At 54.5% G+C, this 26,760-nt stretch carries 24 protein-coding genes; 10 read left to right on the top strand and 14 right to left on the bottom strand.

Translation table 11 applies throughout. From position 1 onward, the window contains the following. Nucleotides 1–233 precede the first annotated feature (233 nt). Nucleotides 234–1,316: an efflux RND transporter periplasmic adaptor subunit gene (locus ACSPJT_RS19085; RefSeq protein ID WP_435894154.1), complete on the top strand. Its 1,083-nt coding sequence runs from the start codon at nucleotides 234–236 to the stop codon at nucleotides 1,314–1,316. A gap of 1 nt (nucleotide 1,317) precedes the next feature. Next, nucleotides 1,318–4,509, top strand: coding sequence for an efflux RND transporter permease subunit (locus ACSPJT_RS19080; protein WP_435894153.1), 3,192 nt, complete (start codon nucleotides 1,318–1,320; stop codon nucleotides 4,507–4,509). 92 nt (nucleotides 4,510–4,601) lie between these two features. Here ACSPJT_RS19080 and ACSPJT_RS19075 read toward each other — a convergent pair whose 3' ends face one another. After that, the gene (locus ACSPJT_RS19075) at nucleotides 4,602–6,656 is read right to left on the bottom strand and encodes a TonB-dependent receptor (RefSeq protein WP_435894152.1); all 2,055 of its coding nucleotides are present in this window, start codon (nucleotides 6,654–6,656) and stop codon (nucleotides 4,602–4,604) included. Between the two features lie 305 nt (nucleotides 6,657–6,961). Here ACSPJT_RS19075 and ACSPJT_RS19070 point away from each other — a divergent pair, with 305 nt between their 5' ends. From ACSPJT_RS19070 to ACSPJT_RS19060, 3 genes are all read left to right on the top strand, one after another. Then, nucleotides 6,962–7,096, top strand: coding sequence for a hypothetical protein (locus ACSPJT_RS19070; RefSeq protein WP_435894151.1), 135 nt, complete (start codon nucleotides 6,962–6,964; stop codon nucleotides 7,094–7,096). A gap of 12 nt (nucleotides 7,097–7,108) precedes the next feature. After that, nucleotides 7,109–7,501 (top strand): (2Fe-2S) ferredoxin domain-containing protein, encoded by a 393-nt coding sequence (locus tag ACSPJT_RS19065; protein WP_435894150.1) that lies wholly within the window; start codon nucleotides 7,109–7,111, stop codon nucleotides 7,499–7,501. Between the two features lie 83 nt (nucleotides 7,502–7,584). Then, nucleotides 7,585–9,132 (top strand): sulfatase family protein, encoded by a 1,548-nt coding sequence (locus ACSPJT_RS19060; protein WP_435894149.1) that lies wholly within the window; start codon nucleotides 7,585–7,587, stop codon nucleotides 9,130–9,132. Nucleotides 9,133–9,176: 44 nt separating this feature from the next. Here the strand turns inward: ACSPJT_RS19060 and ACSPJT_RS19055 are convergent, their stop codons facing one another. From ACSPJT_RS19055 to tkt, 4 genes are all read right to left on the bottom strand, one after another. Then, on the bottom strand, nucleotides 9,177–9,983 hold the full coding sequence (locus tag ACSPJT_RS19055; RefSeq protein WP_435894148.1) for a hypothetical protein: 807 nt from the start codon (nucleotides 9,981–9,983) through the stop codon (nucleotides 9,177–9,179). 186 nt (nucleotides 9,984–10,169) lie between these two features. Then, entirely contained in the window at nucleotides 10,170–11,612 is a 1,443-nt protein-coding gene (locus tag ACSPJT_RS19050; protein WP_435894147.1) for a sulfatase, read from the bottom strand. A 112-nt stretch (nucleotides 11,613–11,724) separates the two neighbouring features. After that, a complete protein-coding gene (gene rpiB / locus ACSPJT_RS19045) occupies nucleotides 11,725–13,383 on the bottom strand; it encodes a ribose 5-phosphate isomerase B (protein WP_435894146.1) in 1,659 nt (552 codons plus the stop codon). Between the two features lie 41 nt (nucleotides 13,384–13,424). Continuing rightward, nucleotides 13,425–15,425, bottom strand: a complete 2,001-nt coding sequence (tkt, locus tag ACSPJT_RS19040; protein ID WP_435894145.1) for a transketolase — start codon at nucleotides 15,423–15,425, stop codon at nucleotides 13,425–13,427. A gap of 165 nt (nucleotides 15,426–15,590) precedes the next feature. Between tkt and hisG the strand changes: the two genes are divergently transcribed. Beyond that, nucleotides 15,591–16,478: an ATP phosphoribosyltransferase gene (hisG, locus tag ACSPJT_RS19035; protein WP_435894144.1), complete on the top strand. Its 888-nt coding sequence runs from the start codon at nucleotides 15,591–15,593 to the stop codon at nucleotides 16,476–16,478. 79 nt (nucleotides 16,479–16,557) lie between these two features. After that, nucleotides 16,558–16,662, top strand: a complete 105-nt coding sequence (locus tag ACSPJT_RS19030; RefSeq protein WP_343221542.1) for an AURKAIP1/COX24 domain-containing protein — start codon at nucleotides 16,558–16,560, stop codon at nucleotides 16,660–16,662. A gap of 95 nt (nucleotides 16,663–16,757) precedes the next feature. On the opposite strand, the gene ACSPJT_RS19025 is transcribed toward ACSPJT_RS19030, so the two are convergent. Beyond that, nucleotides 16,758–17,723, bottom strand: a complete 966-nt coding sequence (locus ACSPJT_RS19025) for a metallophosphoesterase (protein ID WP_435894143.1) — start codon at nucleotides 17,721–17,723, stop codon at nucleotides 16,758–16,760. A 43-nt stretch (nucleotides 17,724–17,766) separates the two neighbouring features. On the opposite strand from ACSPJT_RS19025, the gene ACSPJT_RS19020 reads away from it, so the two are divergent. Next, the gene (locus ACSPJT_RS19020; protein ID WP_435894142.1) at nucleotides 17,767–18,570 is read left to right on the top strand and encodes a histidinol-phosphatase HisJ family protein; all 804 of its coding nucleotides are present in this window, start codon (nucleotides 17,767–17,769) and stop codon (nucleotides 18,568–18,570) included. Here the strand turns inward: ACSPJT_RS19020 and lgt are convergent. From lgt to ACSPJT_RS19005, 3 genes are read right to left on the bottom strand one after another with little or no spacing between them, the layout of a single operon-like run. Then, nucleotides 18,567–19,547: a prolipoprotein diacylglyceryl transferase gene (gene lgt / locus ACSPJT_RS19015; RefSeq protein ID WP_435894141.1), complete on the bottom strand. Its 981-nt coding sequence runs from the start codon at nucleotides 19,545–19,547 to the stop codon at nucleotides 18,567–18,569. The two genes, ACSPJT_RS19020 and lgt, sit on opposite strands and share 4 nt — an antisense overlap. A gap of 49 nt (nucleotides 19,548–19,596) precedes the next feature. After that, nucleotides 19,597–20,295: a retropepsin-like aspartic protease gene (locus tag ACSPJT_RS19010; protein WP_435894140.1), complete on the bottom strand. Its 699-nt coding sequence runs from the start codon at nucleotides 20,293–20,295 to the stop codon at nucleotides 19,597–19,599. A gap of 39 nt (nucleotides 20,296–20,334) precedes the next feature. Continuing rightward, entirely contained in the window at nucleotides 20,335–21,411 is a 1,077-nt protein-coding gene (locus ACSPJT_RS19005) for a M42 family metallopeptidase (protein ID WP_435894139.1), read from the bottom strand. Between the two features lie 71 nt (nucleotides 21,412–21,482). On the opposite strand from ACSPJT_RS19005, the gene ACSPJT_RS19000 reads away from it, so the two are divergent. Both ACSPJT_RS19000 and ACSPJT_RS18995 read left to right on the top strand, forming a co-directional pair. After that, on the top strand, nucleotides 21,483–22,544 hold the full coding sequence (locus ACSPJT_RS19000; protein WP_435896211.1) for a 3-deoxy-7-phosphoheptulonate synthase: 1,062 nt from the start codon (nucleotides 21,483–21,485) through the stop codon (nucleotides 22,542–22,544). 13 nt (nucleotides 22,545–22,557) lie between these two features. Then, on the top strand, nucleotides 22,558–23,157 hold the full coding sequence (locus ACSPJT_RS18995; RefSeq protein ID WP_435894138.1) for a 3'-5' exonuclease: 600 nt from the start codon (nucleotides 22,558–22,560) through the stop codon (nucleotides 23,155–23,157). 25 nt (nucleotides 23,158–23,182) lie between these two features. Here the strand turns inward: ACSPJT_RS18995 and ACSPJT_RS18990 are convergent, their stop codons facing one another. From ACSPJT_RS18990 to ACSPJT_RS18970, 5 genes are all read right to left on the bottom strand, one after another. After that, nucleotides 23,183–23,848, bottom strand: coding sequence for a hypothetical protein (locus tag ACSPJT_RS18990; protein ID WP_435894137.1), 666 nt, complete (start codon nucleotides 23,846–23,848; stop codon nucleotides 23,183–23,185). 27 nt (nucleotides 23,849–23,875) lie between these two features. Next, a complete protein-coding gene (locus ACSPJT_RS18985; protein WP_435894136.1) occupies nucleotides 23,876–24,829 on the bottom strand; it encodes an acetyl-CoA carboxylase carboxyltransferase subunit alpha in 954 nt (317 codons plus the stop codon). A 31-nt stretch (nucleotides 24,830–24,860) separates the two neighbouring features. Next, nucleotides 24,861–25,733: a LysM peptidoglycan-binding domain-containing protein gene (locus ACSPJT_RS18980; RefSeq protein ID WP_435894135.1), complete on the bottom strand. Its 873-nt coding sequence runs from the start codon at nucleotides 25,731–25,733 to the stop codon at nucleotides 24,861–24,863. Nucleotides 25,734–25,778: 45 nt separating this feature from the next. After that, entirely contained in the window at nucleotides 25,779–26,306 is a 528-nt protein-coding gene (locus ACSPJT_RS18975; protein ID WP_435894134.1) for a hypothetical protein, read from the bottom strand. 156 nt (nucleotides 26,307–26,462) lie between these two features. Further along, complete coding sequence (locus ACSPJT_RS18970) at nucleotides 26,463–26,699, bottom strand: acyl carrier protein (protein ID WP_435894133.1); 237 nt, start codon at nucleotides 26,697–26,699, stop codon at nucleotides 26,463–26,465. Nucleotides 26,700–26,760: the final 61 nt, after the last annotated feature.

Below are 26,760 nucleotides of genomic sequence, written 5' to 3'. Positions count from 1 at the left end.
CCTGGAGTGCTGTGTCCAGTGTCAGAGGCATGGGTATGCGCCCCGCTTGCCAATGACAGTGATTTTCCCAACGATATTTGAGAATCCCCCCGTTTGGGCTAAGATCTGCATCAGTGTTTCAGTATTTTTCTCAAGCATCCTTCCCTAATCAAGGGTATGGCTAGATGAAGACCCCATAACACCCATGTTATCCGTGACTTTTTCTGCAACCGCTTCTAACATCTAATTTACATATGACAGCAATATTCAAACTGACCCGTCTTCTGCTGCCTACCGCCGTTCTCATTGCTGGTCTCCACGCCCAAGACGCTCCCCGCCCCGTCGTCGTCGCCAAGGCTGAAAAGGCCTCCTCATCCAGCACCACGACCACCCTTACCGGCACCGTCACCTCCCCCCGCAGAGCCAACCTCTCCTCCCGCCTCGAAGGACTCGTCACCAAAGTCCACGTAGACGCCGGCAGCGCCGTCACCCTTGGCCAGCCGCTCCTCCAGCTTGACACCAAACTCGCCGAACTTGACCTCCAGTTGCTAGAAACCCAGATCGCTCAGGCAAAAATCGAACAAGCCGAAGCCGAGCGCCTCGTCAATGAAGCCAACCGCCTCGCCAAATCCGGTGCCTTCCCCAAATCAGAAGCCGCCAGCCGTCTCACCACCCTCAATGTCAGCGGAGCCAACCTCAAACAACTCAACGCCCGCAAAGAGCAACTTCAGGAAAGAATCGACCGCCACCAGCTGCTCGCACCCTTCGCCGGTGTCATTGTTAGAAAATTTTCCGAGCAAGGCGAATGGGTCGCCACCGGCACGCCCGTCCTCGAACTCATCGAACTCGAAAACCTCCGCTTTGACCTCCAGATCCCCCAGGAATTTCTCACCCGCATCCAGAACGCCAAACGCTTCACCATCAATCTCGACGCCCACCCCGGCAAACCCCTCGAAGCCGAACTCGCCGCCACCCTCCCCGTCAAAGACCAAACCTCCCGAGCCTTCCTCACACGCCTCACTCTAACCGACCCGGACAAACTCGCCAGCCCAGGCATGTCAGGCACCGCCACCATTGAGTCCTCTACCCCCGCAGACTCCTCCGTCAAAGTCCCGCGCGATGCACTCGTCCGCTTCCCAGACGGCACCGCCAAAGTCTGGCTCGTCCTCACCGAAGGCGACACAACCAAAGCCATCTCCCGCACCATCCAGACCGCCGGCTCCCTCGGCCAGACCGTCACCATCACCGAAGGCCTCAAAGGCGGCGAAACCATCATCGTCAAAGGCAACGAAGGCCTGAGCGAGAACCAACCCGTCCGAGTGACCAACTCCCAATAGCATGATCAACTTCCTGCTCAAACACGGCACTCTGGTCGCCGTCATCATCATTATGCTCATGGTGCTCGGCATCGTCGCCGCCACCCGCGTGCCCGTCCAGATGATCCCGGACCTCGAAACCCGCATCATCGCCATCGAAACCCGCTGGCCCGGAGCCACACCCCAGGACGTCGAAAAAGAAATCCTCATCGAGCAGGAAGAATACCTGCGTGGCCTGCCCAACCTCAAGCGCATGACCTCGCTCGCCTCCACCGGCAGAGCCGAAATCGAACTCGAGTTCCCCTTCGGCACCAGCGCCAACGAGGCATTGTTAGAGGTCAACAACGCCCTCAGCCAGGTCCCCTCCTACCCGGAAAATGTCGACGAACCAGTCCTCCGCTCCGACTCCTTTTCCTACAACCCCTTCATGGCCTTCACCATCATCCCGGCCGAAGGCAATCCGAAGGGGCACGACATCAACATGCTGTTAGACTTTGTCGATGACCAGGTCCGCCCAGCCCTCGAGCGCATCGAAGGCGTCTCCCAAGTCCAGCTCCGTGGCGGAGCCGAACGCCAGATCCGCATCCAGGTCCACCCCGCCAAGCTCGCTGAGCGCGACCTCTCTCTGGCCCAGGTTCGCGATGCCATCCGCGCCCGCAATATCGACACTTCCGCCGGTGATATCGACAGCGGCAAGCGCCGCTACCTTATGCGCACCGTCGGCCGTTTCCACACCCTCGACGAACTCCGCGAGCTCATCATCACCCGCCGCGGAGACGCAGTCATCCGCCTCTCGGACATCGCAACCATCCAGCTCACCCACGCCGAGCTGCGAAATCTTTCCTACAGCGACGGCGAAGCTAACATCCGCGTCAGCCTCATCCGCCAGACGGGCTCTAACGTCATCGCCATCAAAGAACGCGCCCTGCCCGAGCTCGAGCGCATCAACCGCGAAATCCTCGCCCCCGAAGGCCTTGTCATGACCCTCTCTAACGACGACGTCCAATACGTGCAAAACTCCATCGACAACGTCGTCCAGAACATCGCCATCGGCGCCATCCTCGCCACCATCGTCCTCTTCCTCTTCCTGCGCTCCGGCTCCGCCACCCTCATCGGCATCTGCGGCATGCCCGTCTGCATCGTCGCCGGCTTCATCGGCCTGCTCGTCATGGACCGCACCATCAACGTCATCTCTCTCGCCGGCATCGCCTTCGCCATCGGCATGACCATCGATAACACCATCGTCGTGCTCGAAAGCATCGAAGTCGAACGCCGCAAAGGGAAAACCCGCCTCGAAGCCGCCCGCGACGGCGTCAAATCCGTCTGGACCGCCGTTCTCTCCGGCACCATGACCACCGTCCTCGTCTTCCTCCCCATCCTCTTCGTCCAGGAAGAAGCCGGCCAGCTCTTCTCAGACATCGGCATCGCCATCTCAGCCTCCATCATCATCTCCATGCTCGTGGCCATCGCCGTTGTCCCCGTCGCATTCGCCAACATGCCGGGGCTGAAAATGAAGAAAAAGGACCGTGAAAAACTCAGCCACTCCACCCCTCGTCCGCCCCGCCTGCTCAAGCCCATCTCCTGGCTCATCGGCAGCGCCTGGCGCCGCGCCATCTGCCTCCTCATCACCATCATCGCCACCGTCTCCGCCTTCTACTTCCTAACACCCCCCGCCGAATACCTGCCCGAGGGCGAGGAGGCCAAAGCTTTCTCCACCATGATCGCACCGCCCGGCTACAGCCTCAGCGAAATGGATAAAATCTCTCGTGAGTTGCAGGACGAGTTACTCCCTGCACTCAAAGACGACCCCGACAACTACGACTCCGGAAAATCCAAAATCCCCGCCCTCGACCGCTGCGTCTTCATCGTCCAGCCCGAGTCCATGCGTGTCATCGCTGTCACCAAAAACCCCAAGCACATCGATGCCTACATGGAAATCGTCAACGATCGCTTCCGCTCCTACCCCGGCATGCGTGCCTTCTCAGCACGCGGTTCCATCATCTCCTCTAACGATGGCGGCACCCGCGCCGTCGCCCTCGACATCAGCGGCCGCGACCTCCCGGAAATTTACAAAACCGCCCTCGAAGTTTACCGCCTCAGCCGCGAACACATCGACGACGCCCAGATCAACTCCGTCCCCTCCTCACTCACCCTCGGACAGCCGTTGTTAGAAATCAAACCCAAGTGGGAACGCCTCGCCGAGCTCGGCTTCTCCGCCCGCGACTTCGGCTTCGCAGCCGCTGCCCTCAGCGACGGTGCCTTCGTCGATGAATTTTACCTCAACGACGACAAAGTCGACATCTTTATGTTCAGCGAAGACGGCCACCGCCAGCAGCTCGACCAGATCCCCGCCCTGCCCGTCTACACCCCACAGGGAGGAGTCCTCCCGCTCGGCTCCCTCGCCGACATCCAGGAAACCGTCGACACCGCCGAAATCCGTCGCGTTGACGGCCGCCGCACCGTCACCCTCTACGTCATCCCCCCACGCACCATCCCTCTCGAAACCGCCGTCCAGACCGTGCGCGAAAAAATCGTCCAGCCCCTGCGCGATGGCGGCACTCTGCCCGATGGCGTCAGCATTGACCTCACAGGCGCCTCCGACCAGCTTGACGCCACCCGCACCTCCCTCGGCAACAACATGTGGATCGCCGTCATCCTCTGCTACCTCCAGCTCGTCGTCATCTACCGTCATTGGGGCCACCCCTTCCTCATCCTGCTCACCGTCCCGGTCGGCATCAGCGGCGGCATCGTCGGACTCTGGCTGCTCAACTTCCTAGGCTCCCTCCTCCCCACCATCGGCCTCGCCCCCATCCAGCAGCCTTTCGACATGATCACCATGCTCGGCTTCCTCATCCTGTTAGGCACCGCCGTCAACAACCCCATCCTCATCGTCGAGCGCACCATGCAGAACTTCCGCGACCACGCCATGCCTCCGCTCGAAGCCGTCAAAGACGCCGTCTCCTCCCGCCTCCGCCCCGTCCTCATGACCACCTGCACCACCCTCATGGGCCTCTCCCCCCTCGTCTTCATCCCCGGCGCCGGCACCGAACTCTACCGCGGCCTCGGCGCCATCGTCCTCTTCGGGTTAGCCTACACCGCCGTCATCACCCTCACCTTCCTCCCCTCCATGCTGGTGCTCGTGCTCAACATCATGCAAAAATTCAGCTCAAAAAATCACCCCACCCAACCAACTGCCGAACCTAACACGGCCTAATGGACATCGTTCACCTGACGATCATTAAAAAAGCCGCATCCAGCGAAGGATGCGGCGGTTAGAGGCCTGGACCTTTTCGACTAGGGTTTCACCTAGAATTTATAGATGAAATTGAGACGAACCTGACGTGGCTCGGTGGGGTGGTAATGGACGTCTTCGGTGCCGACCAGTTCTGTGTCCAGTCGGCTCTCGTAGAAGTATTCGATGTCGCGATCGGACCGGTCGAACACATTGAGCACGTCAAGCGAGGCCTCCCAGTTGTCCTTGCGATAGCCAACGCGGGCATTGACGATGAAGCTGTCCTTGGACATCACCTCTCCGCTTTCCTCAAGCGGACGCGGAGAGAGGTAACGACCACGCAGTGAGCCGAACCAACCGGTCTGCTGGCCAAGCGAGATACCAATGGAGGCAGTGTGATCCACTGAGTTAGGAATGTAATCCATACCGGATGCAACCCCAGTGAATCGGGCATCGCTCCAGGCATACTCGACGTCGAGGCTCACCCAGTCCGTCGGGCGCCAGTAAGCAGCCAGCTCCACACCCCAGCGGCGGGAGGAATCTCCTACTTCAGAAGTGCCGGCATCACCGACGTAAACAAGCTCACTGTCGCTTTCCAAATACCAGATATTGAGTGTGGTGTGCAGGTTTTCGATGGCGGTCGAGCGCCAGCCAATGTCAGCCCCCTTGGTTCTAACAAGAGGATCAACCGATGACAGAGGGCTGACTCCATCGGTGGGGTCGATACGCAAGGTGGTGCCACGGGCATCGTTGCTGTGAAATCCGTTACCGATATTGAAGTAGAATTCGTGATCTTCTACCGGCGAGTAAACCAGACGGAACTTCGGGGTGACAATGCCGGCGGTTTCTTGTCCGGAGTTAGCGTTCAGATCACTATCAACATCGAAATGAAACAGATCGCCGCGTAGTCCGACTCCAACCTTGAGTTTAGGCGTCAGATGGATTTCGTGGTCGACATAGGCGCTGTAGCTACCGACATAGACATCATCGCGGCGGATGGTCTGGTAGCGATTCCGGTTCTCGGTCAGGTAGAGTCCGATGTCGTTGATCCAATCATTGCGTGTCTGCACGCCCACGGTGGTGTGGCTTTCAAGACCGGCGGTTTCATTATTCCAACGCTTCCAGAGATGCATGCCTGCGAAGTAACGGGATTCATCCTGCTCGAACTGATCACCGCGCACAGGATCATTGAGGAAGTAGGTGAAATTGGAATAGAGCTGGAGGCTGTAGTATCCAGCCCAGACGTCGAGATGGGTGACAGAGTCTCCGCTATCTTGGTGCCACTGGAAGGAGAGCGTGTGGCGCTGGGTCTCACCGCCTGTAGTAGGGTCAACAGCACCGTAGCGATCAATCTGACCACTGGAGACGGCACGGGCTGGAATCTGATCTGAGGAATTCCAGTCGCTGTAATGCAGCAGAGCGGTGATGTTCCAGTAGTTGTCCTGGGTGCCGCAGTGGTAGCGGGCAAAGAGGTTGAAGCGATCGTAGTCGTTACCTATTTCCCATGGTCCGTCCTCGTGCGAGTATTCCGTGCCAATCGAAAGGTGGCCTTCTCCGATTTTCTGAGATCCGGCAAGCAGAAGCCGATAGTAATCATCCGATCCGTAGGTCACGGATGCCATATTGTGCGGCAATACATGATAGAGCTGATAGTCGGCGCCACCTGCCGTTGAAAGATCGCCGTGGCTAATCGAGACCGGTCCTTTGAAGTAGCGCAGGCTTTCGACGAGCTCGGGCACAATGAAATTGATATCGGCATAGCCCTGGCCGTGAGCATGGGTGCGGTAGTTGGCCGGCATACCATCAATGCCGATATGAAAGTCAGTCCCGTGGTCGAGGTTATAACCACGGATGAAATACTGGTTGGCTTTTCCCCCACCCGCATGCTGGGTGACAACCATGCCGGGCACCACTTCGAGGAGTTCACCACGGCGCAGCGTCGGGCGCTGGCTCAGTTCCTCATTATTGGCAATTCCATAGGATGCCGATGTGGCAACTCCTAACAAATCAGTTGCCTTGCCCTGAATGACGGTATGATCAAGCATCGATGAGGGAGCTTCCTCCTCATCGGCATGGATAGTGAGGACGAGTGCGGTAGTCACGGCAGCGGCACAGATGTGGTATTTCATGTTGAGGTGTTCTTTTTTAGTCTGAAAGCCTGCGGTGTAGCAGCACTTGCACTTAGATATCGTTCGAGCTATATTTCGTTAGAACGATTAAGAGGCTGGAGTTTGCAGAGCAAGCTGTAACTGCAACCATATTGCATTAATAGGTAACTCGATTCACCTCATTAGGCCTTCGGTTTGTAGATTTCGGATCTGTTCTGTTAGACACCTTCCCTGAAAATTTTGCTATCGACGGGGGCAAGGAGATTTTCAAAGGTCTGATTTTAAACGACCTCTGCAGTCGTTAGATGTTTGAGACTTGGTATCAGATGACATCAATGCTCCGTGCAGGGCTTGATATTTCCCCCGTGATCACTCACAAGTATCACTACACCGATTTCGCCAAAGGTTTCGACTCCATGCCCTCCGGTCAGTCCGGCAAGGTAGTGCTTGATTGGGATTAATTACCATTCGATATGATCAATTCAGCGACCGAAAAAGCAGCACAAAGTCTGGGAGTCCCAGACCAGATAGAACGCCACATTTTTCTCTGTGCCGATCAGACCAAGGACAAATGCTGTCGTAAAGGAGACAGCATCATCGCGTGGAATTACCTCAAGAATCGTCTTAACGAGCTCAACATCCAACCGGCAGGTAAAGTCTTCCGCAGCAAGGCGAACTGCCTGCGCGTCTGCACCCAGGGCCCCATCGCTGTCGTCTACCCGGAAGGAGTTTGGTATCACTCCTGCACGCCGTATACGCTAGAGCGGATCATCGATGAGCATTTGATCGGCGGTGTGCCAGTGGAGGAGTTTCGAATTCATTCAATGGACAACAGCTCTGAGACTGGCATTACTTTCGACCAATAAGAGCCATGCCGAGTAAGTAGCACCGGTAATCGCACGTAGTCCGTCAAAACGATAGGCGCATCACCAAAATTACATCACCGACCATGAAAGCCGCCCTAATACCCCAATTTCCTGTTCTCTTAGCGAGCATCATATCCACGTGCTCAAGCGTGTTACACGCGGAGACCAAGGTAAGTCAGCCTGCGGAAAAACCTAACATCGTCATCCTGCTCGCCGATGACATGGGCTATGCGGATATGAGTTTCCTGCCCCAGTCGCCCAAGGATGTGAACACTCCCAATATCGACCGTCTGGCCCAGACCGGCACCTACTACCGACACGCTTACGGCACCGCCGCCATCTGTAGCCCAGCTCGAGTCGGGTTCATCACGGGCCGTTACCAGCAGCGCTGGGGCAACTACTGGTATAGCCAAGGCGGCCTGCCCAAAGAAGAACCAACCATCCCAAAGGCTCTCAAGCCCCTTGGATACGCCACCTTCAAAATCGGCAAGAATCACACCAACGGAGGCACAGGCGCCCATCCTCTGGACCATGGCTTCGATGACTTCCTCGGCTTCTTTCACCACACCTGGGACTACATTCGTCTGAGCGAAGAAGACACCACAGCCTACAACGCACGACGTAAAGGATCGGCTGCTACTGCTACCATCGGAGCCCTCATCCGCGGCCGCGACACCCGAGTCTCTTACGAAAACCGGTACACCACCGACATCTTCGCGGAGGAGGCCGTCAAGTTCATCAAGCGCGATCACAAGTCCCCTTTCTACCTGCAGCTTTCCTTCAACGCCGTGCACCACCCCACCTACATCGGCAAACCAGAGTATCTGGAAAAATTCGGTGCTCCTCAACCCAAGTGGGACCGCGATGCCGACTCATGGGAATTCCCCTTCTGGGATCCGAAAAAAATCGGCTGGCAGAAGTGGCACCAACAATGGGGCCACCTCAAGTCGGTCGATCCCTATGGCCGCAAACGCTACCTCGCCTGTGTGCACGGGCTGGACCTCGCTGTGGGTCGCGTGCTCGATGCCCTCGAAGAAAAAGGCCTGCGCAAGAACACCCTCGTTGTCTTCATTTCCGACAACGGCGGAACCATCAACACCTACGCCAACAACACACCGCTGGCGGGATACAAATACATGAACGGCGAGGGCGGCATCCGCATTCCTATGATCCTCTCCATGCCAGGAACACTACCAGAGGGATCAATGAGCGATGACCTGGCATCCACTCTCGACATCTTTCCCACCATTGCCGATCTCAGTGGACTGAAAAAATCGGATCTCTTCGACGGAGAATCCCTCATCGACGGCACACCGCGCTCCGCAGAGCTGCACTGGGAGAAAAACGGCAATGACTGGGCAGTGCGCAAGGGCAAGTGGAAGCTTCATCGCTCGTCCGGCTGGAACCACAGCACCTATACGCTCGATGACAAAAACATGGCCAGCCCCGCCAAGGAAAATGTCACCTATCCGAAGGGCCTACTGCTATACAACGTTGTCGATGACCCAGGATGCACCACCAACCTCGCAGACAAGCACCCAGAAGTCGTCGCGATGCTGCTGGAACTCCACAACAAATGGCGTGCCCAAATGGCCAAACCTAAACGCAGCGGCAGTCTCCACATTCGATAATACTGGCTTACCATGCGTGATGCTAGCCATCCTCATGCCGAGCATTACTTCTCTTTTTTTGCGGCAGAGTCCAGAGCTTCCTTGAATTGATCACTCCACACCAGTTCGAAAGAAATCAAACCTAACGGAACCTCACCCACCCCCTTGGCATTAACGGTGTAAGCCGAGGCTTGGATGCCAATAAGCTTACCGTTCTTCAGAATCGCACCACCACTCGAACCGATGCGATAATACCCTTTTGCCAGATACTGTAGGCCATGGGCTGTTTGCGCCACTCCCACAATTTCCACGGGGTTAATTAAAAAATAAGGATCGGCCGCCTTGTGAGGAAAGGTGAAGTGGCAGAGGTGCAGGGTTTCACCCAAGGCGAGTTCAGGTTTGCTTTTTGAATAGAACTCCATCTTGGGGAAATCCCCCTTTCCTTCCATTTTGAATACGGCGAGGTCACCGCCAACAACAAATCGCGAGCCACCGGATTTATGAATTTTGGCAGAGTAATATTGCTCAAAAAACGCCGCGTTCTCACGATCGGCAAACAATGTCTTATGTTTGTGTGCCATTCCCTTCGGCAAGTTTTCGCCCTTTCCTCGAAAACTGATTCGAAATTTTTCGGTAAAGGCATTGTCGTCAGAAATCCACGCGACATGCCCAACCGACAGCACGTGACCCTTTGAGGAAATCACGACGCCCTGAGCTCTGTTTTTAGTTTTCTCACCACTGCCTTCGATGATCACAAACGGCTTCGGGTCAGCAGCCGCCAACTTCTCGATGACTTTCAAAGCCTCCTGCGCACCTGCAGGCAAGCCCCCAAGCGTCAACACCACGAATATAATCTTTATGCAACTTCTCATCGTTTTTGTATCCTACTCAGCTCCAAGGAGCACACAAGGTGGATGATTGATTTCTCCAATGACTTCGGCTATGGAAAGCTGCGGTTGTAGGCGTAGATCTTCTCGTATAGTTCGTTATCGTGACTCTCCAGGGCACGTGGTATCACTCCTGCTTCCCGTATTTGTTAGAACGTATGTGGAAAGGTCTCACTTCAAGGCCGATGCGATACGGTCGGTGAGTTGTTTTTGGACAAGCTGCAGGGAACGGGCATGAGCAGGATCGTTGACGACGTTCGTGGTCTCGCCAGGATCTTCGACTAGATCGGTAAGAACTCGCGCAGTTACCTCTCCTGACTTTCGATCATGCCACTCGGTGTAGCGGTAATTTCCTGAGCGAATGCTGTGCCCCATGAATTTTCCATGCGGATAAACGCTGTATGCTGTGTCACGATGGTGCGTTTCTGGTTGGGCGAGAAGTTTGGCGAAACTTTTCCCCTGAAGATGAGCAGGAGCCTGCAAGCCGCTGAGTTCGCAAAGTGTTGGATAGAGATCGATCAATTCGACCGGTTGCTTGACTTCGAGACTACCCTTTTTCCCGGGAGCACGGACAAACAATGGCACTCGGGTGTCGCATTCAAAATTGGTGTGTTTGCACCACGACGAGTGGTCACCGAGTTTCCAACCATGATCCCCCCAGAGCACGACAATCGTGTTCTCCGCGAGCCCATTTTTTTCCAGTGCCTTGAGCACCACGCCGAGGTTGCGATCCGTATAGCTGACGCACGCCGCGTAGCCGTGTAACAACCGCTGATTGAGAGCCTTGGGAAAGTCCTTCGGCGAAACTTGACCGATATCGGCGTAGGCCACGAGTTCGCCAGCACCACGGTTGGTCGCATAGGGTGGATAGCCGGGAGGAACACCCCTGTTAGACGGCATCACAAAGTCTTCTCTTTGGTAGAGGTCCCAATATTTTTTCGGAGCGACAAAGGGCAAATGGGGTTTTTGAAATCCGACCGCTAGAAAGAACGGCTTCTTCGCTTTGGAGAGTTCTGCCAATTTCCGCGCCGCTACATCCGCTAACTGACCTTCTCGATAAAAATTATCATCTACCTCGGCGGATTCGGTGGATGGTCCCTTGGGCTGTTTCCCCTTTCTCGCCGTATTGTTAGCTTGAGCTGTGAGGCTCTCAGGTAGCGCGTAGCTCTTCCCAGCCACCTTTTCCCAGTCGTCCCAATGCGCCGGGTCAATGTCCGGACCTGAGTTGCCATGGTAGATTTTCCCCATTCCGACACAGTGATAGCCCTGTGCTTGAAAATTCTGCTGCAGGGTGACCACCTTAGGATGACGCTTCCGCCAGTCTTTAACATGAAACGTGTGCTCTCCTGTTTTTGTTGGGTATAGTCCGGTCATCAGAGAAACCCGTGAAGCTCCGCAGACCGCTTGCTGACAATAGGCCTTGCTGAAAATAGCACCCGATGCGGCAAGCTTGTCGAAGTTCGGCGTTTTCACCTCGGCTCCAAAACACCCCAGCTCAGGCCTCAGATCATCAACGGCAATAAACAGAACGTTGGGCCGATTAGCCACCTCTTCTCCATAAAGATGAGTGGCCACTAACAAAGGCACGATGCCGAGAATCAGTTTTGAGATCATATCCGACTAATACATAAACGAGTGCATTTTCCTATCAAGAGAGCCATCTCTTCTCCACAAAAAAGGCCGCACCTTCTGGAGGGGCGGCCTTTTGGATAATTAGCTTTTTGTACTACTTCGGTAACGGGAAGTTGCGGTTGAAAGTGAAGACCCTCTCGCGTAATTCGTGCAGCTTATCGTCCTTATCATGGTTCTGAAGAGCTTCGTGAATGAAGTCAGCGACTTGCTCCACATCTGCTTCTTTCATGCCACGGGTAGTGACGGCGGGTGTTCCGATGCGGATGCCGCTGGGTTTGAACGGGCCTGCGGTGTCGAAGGGAATCGAGTTCTTGTTCACGGTGATGCCGCTCTCGTCCAGCGCGTGCTGGGCGATGGAACCATCTAGACCGGCTGGACGGAGATCGACTAACATCAGGTGGTTATCGGTGCCTCCGGAAACGATGCGGTAGCCGTGCTCTGTTAGACGTGCTGCCATGGCTTTGGCATTTTTCACCACCTGCTCGGAGTAAGCCTTGAAGTTGGTGTTGAGGATCTCACCGAAGCAAGCGGCCTTGGCAGCGATGACGTGCATCAGCGGGCCACCTTGGATACCAGGGAAAACAGTGCCGTCGATTTTCTTCGCGTATTCCTCTTTGCAAAGGATGATACCGCCACGTGGTCCACGCAGGGACTTGTGGGTCGTGGAGGTGACGAAGTCCGCGTGTGGCACGGGGTTCGGGTGCACCCCTGCGGCGACGAGTCCGGCGATGTGCGCCATGTCGACAAAGAGGTAGGCTCCTACTTTCTTGGCAATCTCACTCATGCGCTTGAAGTCGATCTCGCGAGGATAGGCGCTGGCACCGGTGGTGATGAGTTTGGGTTTCACCTCCTCGGCGACTTTTTCCAAGGCATCGTAATCAATGCGCTCGTCCTCTTCGCTGACACCGTAGTGGGTGACCTCGTAGAATTTTCCGGAGAAGTTCGCTTTGTGACCGTGGGTCAGGTGACCGCCGTGGGCGAGATCCATGGTGAGGATTTTATCGCCCGGCTTGAGCACGGAGAAATAGACGGCGGTGTTCGCCTGTGAGCCGGAGTGTGGCTGCACGTTGGCGTGCTCTGCACCGAAGATTTCCTTCACGCGATCAATGGCCAATTGCTCGGCGATATCGACAAACTCACAGCCACCATACCAACGGCGGCCAGGGTATCCCTCGGCGTATTTGTTAGTCAGGAGACTGCCCTGAGCTTCCATGACCGCACCGCTGGTGAAGTTCTCGGAAGCGATCAGCTCGATGTTTTGATTCTGACGTGTCTCTTCCTGCTGGATTGCCTTGTAGAGTTCTGGATCAGTCACGGCAAGGCGGCTGCCAGATGCCTTGATGATACGTCTCTCATGACGACCGCCGGCAAACTCAGTTTCAAGAAATGCATCGACCATGGAGAGGGCCACCTCTTGTTCGAGGTGACCGGAACCAAGACAGAGCACGTTGGCATCGTTATGCTCACGTGTGATCTCGGTTTCCTCTACCGTGCGAACATTGGCTCCGCGAACGCCTTTGAAGCGATTCGCCGCCATGCACATACCGACACCTGATTTGCAAATGAGGATACCTCGCTCAAAACGACCACCAGCCACGCCGCGTGCGACCTGATCTGAATAGTCCGAGTAGTCCACAGACTCCTCGTTGTTCGTTCCGAAGTCCTTCACGCTGTGACCAGCGGATTGCAAGTGAGTGACGATGGTGTGTTTGAGATCCACACCTCCGTGATCAGCTCCAATGGCGATGTTCATGATGTTAGTTTGAAGTGAGCGGTTTGTTAGAAGACTTGAAATTAGGCAAGTTCCTTGACGGCGGCCACGACGTGATCGGCGGTCATGCCGAGCTCTTTCATGACGGTATCGCCAGGGGCGGAAATTCCGAAGCGATCGATACCTAACACGGTGCCGGAGTCGCCGACGTAGTAATACCAAAGATCGGAAACACCGGCTTCGATAGCTACACGACGCTTGCAAGAACCGGGGAGGACGCTTTGCTTATACTCGCAACTTTGGCGGTTAAAGCGCTCCATGCACGGCATGGATACGACGCGGACACCGTCGCCAAGTTCTTTGGCTGCGTTCACCACATGTTCCACCTCAGAACCACTGGCCATGAGGATGGTGTTCAGTTCACCGGTTTCTTTTTTCAGAATGTAGCCACCGTAGTAGGCACCTTCACGGCGTGTTGCCACGGGGGTGTCACTGTAGTTCGGCACGTTCTGACGAGTGAGGAAGAGCGCGCTTGGGCCATCGGTGCGGTGCATCGAGGCTGCCCATGCTCCGGCTGTTTCCTCCGCATCAGCAGGACGGAAAACATCAAGACCTGGAATAACACGCAGACCGCTCACCGTTTCCACCGGCTGGTGGGTAGGGCCGTCTTCGCCTACGCCCACGGAGTCGTGAGTGAGGATGTAAGTAACAGGAAGACCGGAAAGAGCGGCGAGACGGATGGATGGGCGCAGGTAATCGGCAAAGACCGCGAAGGTGGCACAGCTGGCGCGGAACAGACCATCGTAGGCAATTCCGTTAGAGATGGCACCCATGGCATGCTCGCGAATACCATACCAGATGTTACGTCCGGCGTAGTTGTTCTGATTAAAGTCGCCACCGTCCTTGATGTAGTTCTTGGTCGATCCGTAGAGGTCGGCTGATCCGGTGATCAGAGATGGCATGGCCTTGGCCACGGCCTGGATGACCTCGCCTCCGGAGGCGCGGGTGGCACCTTTGTAGTCGGCATCAAACTCAGGGATCTGGTCGAGCAGATCGCTTGGCACGGCATTGGCGACGTTGCCGGAGAGTTCATCGGCCAGCTCTGGGTTGGCGCTCTTCCAAGCTTCGTAGGTTTCGTTCCAGGCTTTGAAGTCAGCGAGGAGTTGCTCTTTGTGCTCAGAGAAAAATGATTTGGTCTGATCGGAGATGTAGAAGTTCTCCTCAGGGAGACCGAGTCCCTTGCGGGCTTCCTCGGCAAACTTGGCACCGCCTTCACCGTGACCACCGGCGGTTCCGGCAACCTCAGGAATACCTTTGGCAATGGTGGTTTTGGCGATGATCACTTTCGGGCGACCGTTATCGTCCTCCTTCGCCTGCTTGACCGCATCGGCAACGGCAGTGAGATCGTGACCGTCGATGGTGACGACATCCCAGCGCTGGGAGGTGAAGTATTTCTCAGCATCCTCGCTCTGGGTCTTGTCAGCGAGTGCATCGAGGGTGACATCGTTGCTATCGTAGATGAGAATCAGATTGTCGAGATTCTGATGGCCAGCAAAGGCGATGGCTTCCTTGGCCACACCTTCTTGCAAGCAGCCATCGCCAAGGATGGCGATAACGTGGTGATTGAAAATACTGTGATCCGCAGTGTTGAACTTGGCAGCCGCGTGTTTACCGCTGAGGGCGTAACCGACGGCATTGCCGACGCCCTGACCGAGTGGGCCAGTTGTCGCTTCAACACCTTTCGTCATAAAGTTCTCCGGGTGTCCTGGAGTGATGCTACCGAGCTGACGGAAGTTTTTCACCTCCTCAAGGGCAAGATCATAGCCAGCAAGATGCAGCCAGCTGTAGAGGAACATGGAGCCGTGTCCTGCGGAGAGGACGAAACGGTCACGGTTCAACCACTTGGGGGCGTCTGGATTATAAGTGAGGCTATTGCCAAAAAGAACGGCACCGATTTCAGCACAGCCCAAAGGCAGACCGAGGTGACCGGATGAGCATGCGTGAACGGCGTCGATTGCGAGACCTCTGGCCTCGTTGGCAGCTTGTGCGAGAATTTCCTGATTCATGTCGCGCGGAGAATCCATGCAAGCGGGCGATGCGGCAAGCCTGAAACCTGTCAATCGGCCTGCTGATGACATTTTTCCGGTCATTTTCTAGATAAATGCAAAATTTCGCGTTGATTCCTGGCCGTTTGAAGTTAAACAAGCCGCCCGCCGACCTCGGCTCACATTCCTAATCTCTTAGGCGACATGTCCCAGAAGCTCAAAATTGCACTCCCCAAAGGCTCGCTCCAAGATCCCACGATCAAATTACTGGAGCAGGCGGGATTTAACGTGCACTTGTCCTCGCGCGGCCTCCGTCCCGACTCCGACGACGAAGATCTGGACATCTATCTGATCCGCGCCCAGGAAATCGGCCGTTACCTTTCCCAAGGCTTCCTCGACTGCGGTATTACCGGTCTCGACTGGGCCTCGGCTCATGACTCCAACCTCGTCGATCTTGCCGAGCTCCCCTACTCCCGCGCCACAGTCCGCCCTACTAAGTGGGTGCTGGTCGTCCCCATGGACTCCCCCATTCAGAGCGTCAAGGATCTGGAAGGTAAGCGCATCGCCACCGAAGGCGTGGAAATCACCGAAGCTTACTTGAAAAAACACGGCGTCACCGCTGATGTGGAATACTCCTGGGGTGCCACAGAGGTGAAAGTGCCCGATCTGGTGGACGCCATCGTGGACGTCACCGAAACCGGATCGTCCATCCGCGCCAATAATCTTCGCATCGTCGATACTCTGCTGACCTCCTTCCCCCACTTCTACGGCTCTAAAAAAGCCTACGATGACGACTGGAAAAGGCAGAAGATGGACCGTATGGTTCTCATGCTCAAGGCCGCACTCGAAGCACGCGGCAAGGTCGGTCTGAAGATGAATCTTCCAGAAAACTCCTTGCAAGCCGTCCTTGATACACTACCTTCCCTCCGCCGACCCACCGTTTCGCGCCTCGCTGACATCAACGATGGAGAAAACTGGGTCGCTGTAGAGACCATTATCAAGGACTCTGTCGCCCGCGATCTGATCCCAGATCTCAAGGAGCACGGAGCCGAGGGCATCATCGAGTATCCAATCTCGAAAATCGTCCTCTAATCCCCCGACACACAACAATTTCCTGCCAACTCTCCAGCCGTAACAAGCTGATCAACCCAACCTAGAATACTAAAATACCATGGGATGTCTTAAAAAACGTCGTAAGACGAAAATTAGCAAGCATAAGCGTAAGAAGCGTATGAAGGCTAATCGCCACAAGAAGCGTCTTCGTTACAAGTCCTAGTTTTTAGGATCTGTAGTGTTGAAATGCACTTTGGAAGAGGGACACAGCCACGCGCTGTGTCCCTTTTTCCACGTACTGCAAATATAGCTACCTGACTACTGCAGACGTCGGTCAGGTTCCGTTTCAAAACCATCCACCTCAATTCGGTCGGCATAACAACGGACGATGGCGAAGGCGCTTTGATTGGCGGTTTCCACCATGCCTTTGAAATTGAGGAAGTGGCAACCTTGGTGAACCGCGTAGTGCCCGGAGTGATTGTGGCCGTTCATGTAAGCTAGCACGTTGGGGGATTTGGAGATCAACTCCACGACCGCAGTGTCATTCCAAAGGTTGTGTGCGTCAGCGGGAAAAACCGGAAAGTGGTTCATGACGATGACGCGCCTCTGGCCCTGCTTCGCCTTCTCGAGTTCGGTCTTGAACCACGCCAACTGCACGTCACCGATCGCACCGTTCCATGGCTGTGCTTGAGGAAGCTTTTCAGCCTGAAGTTTTTCTAACAACTCTTTGGCATACTTGGTTTCCTCACTGTCTTTGGGGTGACGGTAGGTGCTGACATCTGTGCCATCGAGATAGATGAACTGCCAGTCGCCTCGCGTTTCCGAGGAGTAAGATTTTTCCATCTTCAGGCTGGAGAGGATGTGTTGCTTGTCTTCATCCGCCACTTCACAATCGTGGTTTCCCAACACAAAACGACGGGGCGCTTTCAGCTTTTCATAGATCGGCATCATCGTTTCGAAACTGGCGATGTTCCGGTCAATGACATCCCCCAGCGTCACCACAAAATCCAGCTGATGACGATTCATCTCTAACACCGCTGCATTGAGCTTTTTGACCGATGCTCGATAATGCCGGCTTCCGCGCACGGGAGCATCCACATATTGAGGGTCAGCAATAACTCCGAAAGTTACTGCTGGCTTCTCCTTCGCCTGCGCACTGGCCGTGCCACTCAGGGCGACTGGAATCGTGATTTTGAGAAATTGTCTACGCTTCATCGTCATGACTGCGCAGACGTTCCACTTTTCTCCCCCGTGATGCAATCGGCGAAATGAACTTTCCGGCATTTTTGATGATTGGCTTTTTGCATCGCGCGACTAAAAAAACTGCATGCCCGCTGACTACCATACGCACACGCCACTCTGCAAACATGCCGAGGGTGAGCCAGAGGAGTATATCGCCGCCGCGATTGCCGCCGGCGTTACCGAATATGGCATATCCGATCACGCACCGGCGCACGTCGATGGCTTTGACGACTGGCGTATGGATTTGGGCGAAATGGACGACTACATGCAGTGGATCACCCGCGCCCGTGAGGCAGCCGGGGACAAGCTGCCGGTTAGAATCGGTCTTGAGTGCGACTGGATAGCAGGCCAGGAGGCGTGGATCGAGAAACTCGCGATCATGGCGAAATGGGACTATCTGATTGGCTCGGTGCACTATCTATCAGACTGGGATTTTGACAATCCTGCCTGGCTGGAAAAGTGGGCCAAAACCGATGTCGACGATGCCTGGGACCGTTACTGGAAAACTTACGCCGACATGGCGGAAAGCGGATACTTCGACATCCTCGGCCACCCTGACTTAATCAAGAAATTCGGCTACAAACCGGCCGGTGACCTGCGCCGGTTTTATGAACCCGCCGTGGATGCGATCGCCTCAGCCGGATGCGCCATCGAACTCAACACCGCCGGCTGGCACAAACCATGTGAGGAAGCCTATCCGGAGCCGGATTTTCTCGACCTCGCATTCTCGGCCGGCATCCCACTGGTGATCTCCTCAGACGCCCACCACCCTACAGAAGTGGCACGTGATTTCGATCGTGCGATTGAGGTGGCGAAACAAGCCGGATATACTGAGACCCTGCTGTTTGATCAAAGACAACGCAGCTACGAGGCGCTACCTAACAACTAGGAGCGCACCGAGCCGTTTCCTTTTCTCAACGCTGTGATGATGAAGCCTATTCCGGCGATCACCATGAACGTGGAATAGAACTGCCCCTTGGTAAGCCCCAGCACCAAAGACTGCCCTACGTCTGGCTCACGGAAGTGCTCCACGATGATGCGGAAGATGGCGTAGAATAGGAAAAACATGCCTGTGAGAATACCATGCGGCAGTTTCGGGAATTTGATCCGTGTGATGATGAGAATCAAAAACAGCACCAGACCTTCTAACAAGGCCTCATACAATTGCGAAGGATGCCTCGCTTTCAAATAGGTTCCCAATGTTTCTGCAAGCTGAGGGTTTTCACGCGCTTGAGCGACGAGGTATTCGTATGACTGCCCAGTTACCGAGGGATCTACCGCACGGCAGGCCTCGTATGCCTGGTCGATCATCTCCGGCTTATCCTTCCAATCTTCGTGCAAGGAAGAGGGAAACTTCATCGCCCAGCTGACACCGTGCGCCACTCGGCCATAGAGTTCGCCGTTGATAAAATTGGCTACTCTCACAAGACCTATACCGATCGGCGCGACAACACATAGTCCGTCACCAACCCCAGTCCACGACACCTTCTGCATCCTCGCATAAACCAAGGTGAAAATCATGAGGCCCAGAATCCCGCCATGGCTGGCCATGCCTCCGTCCCAAACTCGAAAGACCATCATAGGATCGTCCATCAACTGGTCCCAGCCTCCCTTTTTAGGGATTTGGTAGAAAAGAATATAGCCGATACGCCCTCCCAAAAAGACTCCGAAGACGGCGGAGTAGGCGATAAAATCGGCAACTTTGACACTGGGTAGCACCCAGAGCTGCTTGCGGGCCAGCCAGCGCAGCAGATAAAAAGCTAGCACGAAGCCCAGCAAATATCCAAGGCCATACCAGCGCAGTTTCACCGGTCCGGCGACATCAAAGATCACCGGGTCCATGTTGTGGATGTAGGTCGCTAACACGCGGACAACTGACACCATTCCCCGCCCGCTGGCAAGAGCTGTCTTTGCACTACTTGAGCTTCACCCACAGGATTCCGCCAGCATAGTCAAAGAGCGCTTTTTTGGCCTTGAAAAAATCGCCTCCGAGAATGCCATCCATTTTTTCAGCATAGTTCTGCGGCAAGTGGTTCAGGTCCATGATGTAGAAAGATTGCGCTCCACTTTCATCACCACCGAGCTCGAATTTATCCGATTCGACTTTGCCTTTAATTTGCGCACCACCGCCGATTCCACCGCCCTGCACATTGGCTGGTTTCACCTCTAAACCGAACTTGGCGGTAGAGTCCGTCTTCATTATCGTGGCCATGGCACCGGTATCGAGCAGGAATCGCCCCTTTTTGCCCTCGATCTTTACGTCAACGAACAAGTGGTTCATTTCCTCGTCAAACTCCACCTTGGTGTATCCCTTCGCCTCCATGACCTTGGAGAGGTCGGTATCAGCGAGGGCATCAAGAGATGATTTATCTTTCCAGCTTTTGACGTAGTCCTGATCCGGTCCGGAAAGTGTCGCCAAAGCGATAGTATACACCTTTCCCTTGTTGGTTTTGAGTTTCACATGGGTCTCGGTCTTGGAAACCACCTCGGCGGTGAGACTTTTGCCCTCCTTATTGGTAAAGGTCCGAGTCTCAGCCTGTGCACAAGGGATCACGGAACAGACCAGCCCAGTTGCCGCCAGCGCGACTGCAAAAAGTGGAGTGAAATACTTCATGTCAGATCAGCGATCCCCCTGACCGATTTTGTCTATGGATCACAGGAAGGTCGTCAGCGCATCGACCTCCTTCTGATCGAGTCGCTGCACCAAGGCCATTGTCAGATTCACCATCGCGAGATAGTCATTCACATCAATGATCGAGTTATGAGAGTGGATGTAGCGAGCTGGCACACCCAGAACGATCACCGGAATACCATTCCCCGACAGCTGAAATGCGCGGGCATCGGTGCCGCCACTGCTGCGGACCGTCACCTGAAACGGAATGCCCTCTTCCTCCGCGACGCTGACAGCCAAATCTGACAAGGCAGGATTCATAATGGCGGTGGGATCCTGCATTCTGATTTGAACCCCCTTACCCATCGCCCCCTGTGATGCATGACGATTGAAACCCGGAGTGTCATCGGCAGGCGGTCCCTCGAGCACGATCACAACATCTGGCTTGGCAAAATTAGCAGCAGTGGTGGCGCCTCTAACACCGACCTCCTCTTGAACAGTGCCGCAGGAAATCAAAGTATTCGGGTGACCGGTGGCAGCCACAGCTTGGCATGCTTGAATCGCGCACGCCATACCCACTCGATTATCAAAGGCTTTCGCCATCAGAAGATCCTCGTTCCCCATGATTGAAAATGATGTCAGCGGCACAACAGGGTCACCAACACGCACGCCATAGTTATTGGCCAGATCGCTCTCGCTCTTGGCTCCCACGTCGATGAACATTTGCTCGATACTGAGCACTTTGGTGCGCTCCACCTCGGGGAGAAAATGCGGCGGCTTGGAAGCAACAACCCCAAGAACCTTGCGGCCATCTCTTGTCCGTATCTCCACCCGCTGTGCAAGCAATGTGTGTGGCCACCATCCGCCGAGTGTTACAAATTGAATAAACCCTTCAGGGGTAATATTCTGCACCCTAAATCCCACCTCATCCATGTGTCCCGCGACCATGACCCTAGGGCCTTCACCGCGTTCGCAAAAAACAGAGCCCAGACCATCAGTGCTGATGTCACCTGTATCTGCAAGTTCGTCTGCAAAAATAGCCCGCACTTCGTCTTCGAAACCCGGTGCTCCGTGGGCTTCTGTCAGTTCCCTCAATAATCCAATCGCTCTTTCACGCATGGCCGACGTTTATCAGAGACATCGGCAACTTGAAACTTGAAACTTGCTACGCCACCACTGAGTCTCTGTTCATGGCTCAAGTCACGGACCTTCACATTTCCAGCAACATTCCCCTGCCCGCTCCGGCCCTGCTTCTATCAGAAGTTCAAAGGTCCCAAGAGCAGGCAGAATTCATGGCGGAGTCCCGCCAACACATCCGCAACATTCTCAACGGTGAAGACCACCGCATGCTACTCATTTGCGGACCATGCTCGATCCATGACACCAAGGCCGGTGTCGAATATGCTGAAAAACTCACCAAACTCGCGGAGGAGGTCAAACACCAGATCTACATCGTCATGCGTGTCTACTTTGAAAAACCACGCACAACCACCGGTTGGAAGGGTTTGATTATGGACCCTAGACTTGATGGCTCTGATAACATTCCGGAAGGCCTGCGCCAGGCTCGCCTGTTCCTGCGTGAGATCATCGATCTTGGCTTGCCCACTGCCACCGAGTTACTCGATCCCATCACGCCTCAATACATTGCAGACCTAATCAGCTGGTCAGCCATTGGCGCCCGCACCACCGAGAGCCAGACCCACCGCCAGATGGCGTCCGGGCTCTCCATGCCGCTCGGATTTAAAAACACCACCACTGGTGACCTCGTCGCAGCAGTGAACGCGATCAAAGCCGCCACTCAGCCTCAGACATTTCTCGGTGTCAGCGAGCAAGGTGTTGCATCCGCCGTCACCACATCAGGAAACCCGGACTGCCATATCATTCTTCGAGGTGGCGACAACGGTCCGAACTACGGCGCAGATGATGTCGCCGTGACCACCAGCCTGTTGGAAAAAAGCGGACTCCAACCCTCCGTAATGATTGATGCCTCGCACGCAAACTGTGGCAAGAAACAGGAAAAAATGCCTGCTGTCTTTCGCGAGATCGTGCGTCAGCGTGCAGCCGGAAACGAGCAAGTCATCGGCGCGATGTTAGAGAGTAATTTGGTGGCCGGAAATCAAAAGTTCCCCCGCCCCAAGGAAGAGCTCACTTACGGTCAGTCGATCACCGATCAGTGCATCGACTGGGACACCACCGAGTCACTCGTGCTCGACGCAGCTGAGCAACTCAAGGCAGCTGGCGTTGCCGGCTAACGCACCGGTTCCGATGCTTATTGCGGAACAGACATTTGCAGCCATCGATTTCGAATCGGCTGGTGCCGAGCGCGGCATGACTGATGTGCCGGTGCAAATTGGTATGGCAACATGGTCAGCAGAAAATGGCCATGCCGATCACTTTACTTCGTTCATCCACACTGAACGCCAAATAACCTGGGCTGCACAAAAGGTGCACGGCATCAGTAGTGAAGACCTCGCAGACGCCCCCAAGCTCATGCTGTTATGGTCTCAAATCAAAAGGACCTTAGCGGATCGCATCGTGGTGGCGCATGGACACGGCACGGAAAAACGCTATCTCCGTGCCTTTCCGGCCCATGGTTTCGGACCATGGGTGGATACCCTGCTCCTCGCCAGAGCCGCTTGGCCTGAACTCCCGTCACACTCACTAGGCGATCTCTGCGAACACTTTCAACTCACTGAAAAAGTATCGGTGCTAGTTTCAGAAAAAACCTGGCACGATGCATTATACGACGCCACCGCTTCTCTGGTTCTGTTAGAACACCTGATCAAAACCTTCGAGCTTGAGAATGTATCAGTCGAGTTGTTAGTGCATCCTGACACCTCAACCTGGCATCGATTGCGGAGATAAAAACGGAGCGCTTTGGAACTCAATTTTACCCTGAGCCCAACTTATCACTCGCGAGCCTGACACCGTAAGCTTCGAAAATGATTTCCGAAACGGTCGGACTGAAAAACCACGCCACAACAGCATCGTGCCCTTTTTCACCGGGCTCCCAAAACGCATTGCCCAGCTTGCGTTGCGTCAAATGACTGGCATTCTGATCGTAGAAGGAAAGCACAGCAGACGACGATGACTCGAGCTGTTGAAGATACGGTTTCGGGTCCAGCCCCATTTTAGCAATCGCACAAATCCAATCGTCGATCTCCCAGCCCAACCCCTCGGTTACCATCTGATGGTTGATCGCTGCATGTAGCAGGTTTTGCAACGCTGCCAGGCGTTTCGCGGGCCATTCCAAAGGATTGGTCTCGGCTATTGCCCGACCAGTGATCTCCATATCAACCCACCAATCCGCATCGAGACATGTTAGCTCCATGATGCGTGGCAGCAGATAGAGATAGTCAGCTACTGAGCCAACGGTCAGCAGCGTCGACGATGCGTAGGAACACAATTTCCCAACATCGACCTGCCGGAGAGGAACAGACAATAAAGCATCGAGTTCCTCCTGAGCGATACAACACTCACAGCCAGAAATTCTCCGGGGCTTAGGAACCCCTCTGAAGGCCTCATAAAAAGCCTCAATCGATTCCTCTAGCGTCATGCTCTACAGAATAATGACTCCGAGCGATCACTCACCCTGCCATTCGCCGTATTTGCGGAACTTCTGGTAACGTTGATCAAGAAGTTCATCCATACTGAGCTGCTGGAGTTTGTGAATCTGGGAAATCACCGCGTGGCGCAGATTCTCTGCAGCTTGCACATGATCGTGGTGAGCTCCGCCTTTGGGTTCGAGAATGACTTCATCGATGAGATTCAGCGCACCTAGGTCCGGAGCAGCGATTTTCATCGCCTCGGCGGCTTCAGGGGCATGTTTGCGGTGCTTCCAGAGAATCGCAGCACAGCCTTCAGGACTAATCACTGAATAGTAGGCATTTTCCATCATCAGCACACGGTCGGTGACACCGATTCCGAGTGCACCGCCGGAACCACCTTCGCCGAGCACGATGGCTACTGTGGGCGTTTTCAGCAACATCATCTCGCGCAGGTTATATCCGATGGCTTCCGCGATGTTACGCTCCTCGGCACCAATACCCGGGAACGCGCCGGGGGTGTCGATCATGGTGACTACGGGAAGGTGGAATTTTTCAGCCAGCTTCATCAGGCGCAGAGCCTTGCGATACCCTTCTGGATGAGCGCTCCCGAAGTTACGCTTCAGGTTTTCCTTGGTATCTCGACCCTTCTGATGGCCAATCACTACCACTCGTTGCCCCGCGAGGGTCGCAAAGCCACCGGGCATGGCGTTATCGTCGCCAATGTGTCGATCTCCGTGAAGCTCACAGAAATCGTCAAACACATGGGAAATATAATCGAGCATGAACGGTCGGTTGGTATGACGGGCTATCTGCACACGTTGCCATGGCGAGAGGTCGTCGTAAATACGGTTTCTGGTATCAGATAACTTTCCTTCCATGGCCGCTATTTCATCGGACATGTCTATATCCTGACTCTGTGCCTTATTCTTAAGCTTTTCGAGTTCGTGTTCAAGCTCGGCGATGGGTTTTTCGAAATCGAGAGGTTTCATAGTTCGGTATCAAGTAGGTAATTAGAAGTATTCAGTTTTTGATTTCCACATCGTTGCCTGGGCGGAGGACTAGCGGCAGCTCTTCCATATCAGCTTCGCTTAAATAGAATCCCCGTCCGAGGTCCCCGTCATTGTCCTGAGGAAGTGCCCGTATGGCGAGCGATTTATCACTGAGTTGAATAACCTTGCTGGAATCGCGGTAGTCCACTGTATGAACTGAGACGAACTTATCCTTCGCCCAACCACGAATGCCTCCGACTTCGAGATGGCGGGCTTTGCCCTTGTGCTCGTAGTTTACTTTGAGAAGTGGGTATTCTTTGACAAATTCGCCACCGTTATAAATGGTCAGATTTTTCCGCCGAAGGTCGATTTCCATGCGCAGCTCCAGCGGCATGATGGTCAGCTTTTGTCCTGGTTGAAGACCGCGTGGATCCGCATCTGTTAGTTTGCTCAGATGTGTCAGACTATCCATCGTCGTCTTGTTTTTTCTAACAATCAGTGAATAGTTATCCCCTCTTTTCACAGTGATCACAGACTTCCCCTCTTTCCACTCAGGATCTAACAGACGGTCCATGTTAATCTCACCAAGAATATGTCGTGCCTCGGTTGCAGACTTGGCCGAGGGGTAGAAACTGACGATGTATTTGAGCTTCTCTTCGGCTTCAGCCATGGACTCCATCGCAAGCAACTCGCGAGCACGCTGAAAGGCCTTTTCGCCAGGTTCGTTATCGGAGCGGACACCTTCCTCGGCTTTCTGTTTGAGCTCAAGCTCGACTAATCTTTGGCGCTCCATCATTGTGCCTGGCATGTCTTTGACCGTGCCGGTGTATTCCTTCATCAGGAAAGCAGTGCCGCCCATTGCGCCAAGCACAAGGAGTCCGGCAATCGCCTTTATGATGAGCATGATGCGCATATGGGGATAATAATGAAAAATCCGTATGGTGCTACCCTAAAGCAAACCTTTTCGTTTAAAGTCGAATGTATTGATATCCGACGACTTGCCGATCATATCGATGGCAAATTTCAGCAACCCGATCTCCCAAGCATCATCGACACCCTCCATCACCGCGAGCATGGGATCACCCGTAGCGCGCACATCATCCATCACACGCTCTCGCACGGCGTCGATTCGATCATGGATCAGCTCTTCGGTGACGTTACCGCGTTTGAACATGAAACCGTATTGGAAGAAAACAGGCTCCATGTTTTTCTCCTTGAGGAAATCCAGAAACTCACCTGCTTTTTCGTTGAAACCTTCTAACTCCACACCACCCATGTCTTGGGGGCGGATAATCTGAGGTTTTTGTGCTTCCACTTCTCCGCGTCTAACACGCACCTGACCGACGGCATCCATCGGCTCACTGAGCATGGTAAATTTAAAACGGGTGGAACCGAAGGTGTCGATGCGTCTATCCGGCTCGCGTAGCAAGCGGGCCGTTTCCATGGCGTATTGGATGCTGTCCGGTGAATGATTCATTATCAGTAATTTTGTCTCTGGTGAGTTGCCCAGTTAGAAAGAGTCTCTCCCTGCCCTTAGACTCGACGCTATTTGCTCGTCTTGCAACAAAAAGGGCAGACTCATCACGAGTCTGCCCAGTTTTGAAAAAATAAAACAGTTTCCGAGGAAACTCAATTAGGAAGCTTTGGTGACGTAGCTCACTACATCGCCGACGCTTTGCAGCTTCTCTGCATCTTCGTCAGGAACTTCGATACCGAACTCTTCTTCGAAAGCCATGACAAGCTCGACAGTGTCGAGGGAGTCTGCGCCGAGATCTTCGATGAACTTGGCTTCGGGCTTTACTTGATCGGCGCTAACGCCGAGTTGCTCGACGATGATATCTTTTACTTTGGCTTCGATATTGTCAGACATACTGCTAATTATTTATTGGGTTGATTGGATAAAGGTTGCTGGGAAAGGATTTACCCCCGCG

It is taken from the genome of Oceaniferula spumae, assembly GCF_042849255.1.
Lineage (GTDB): Bacteria > Verrucomicrobiota > Verrucomicrobiia > Verrucomicrobiales > Akkermansiaceae > Oceaniferula > Oceaniferula spumae.
The sequence above is the reverse complement of the archived record's forward strand: the minus strand, read 5'-3'. Positions and strand labels throughout refer to the sequence as shown.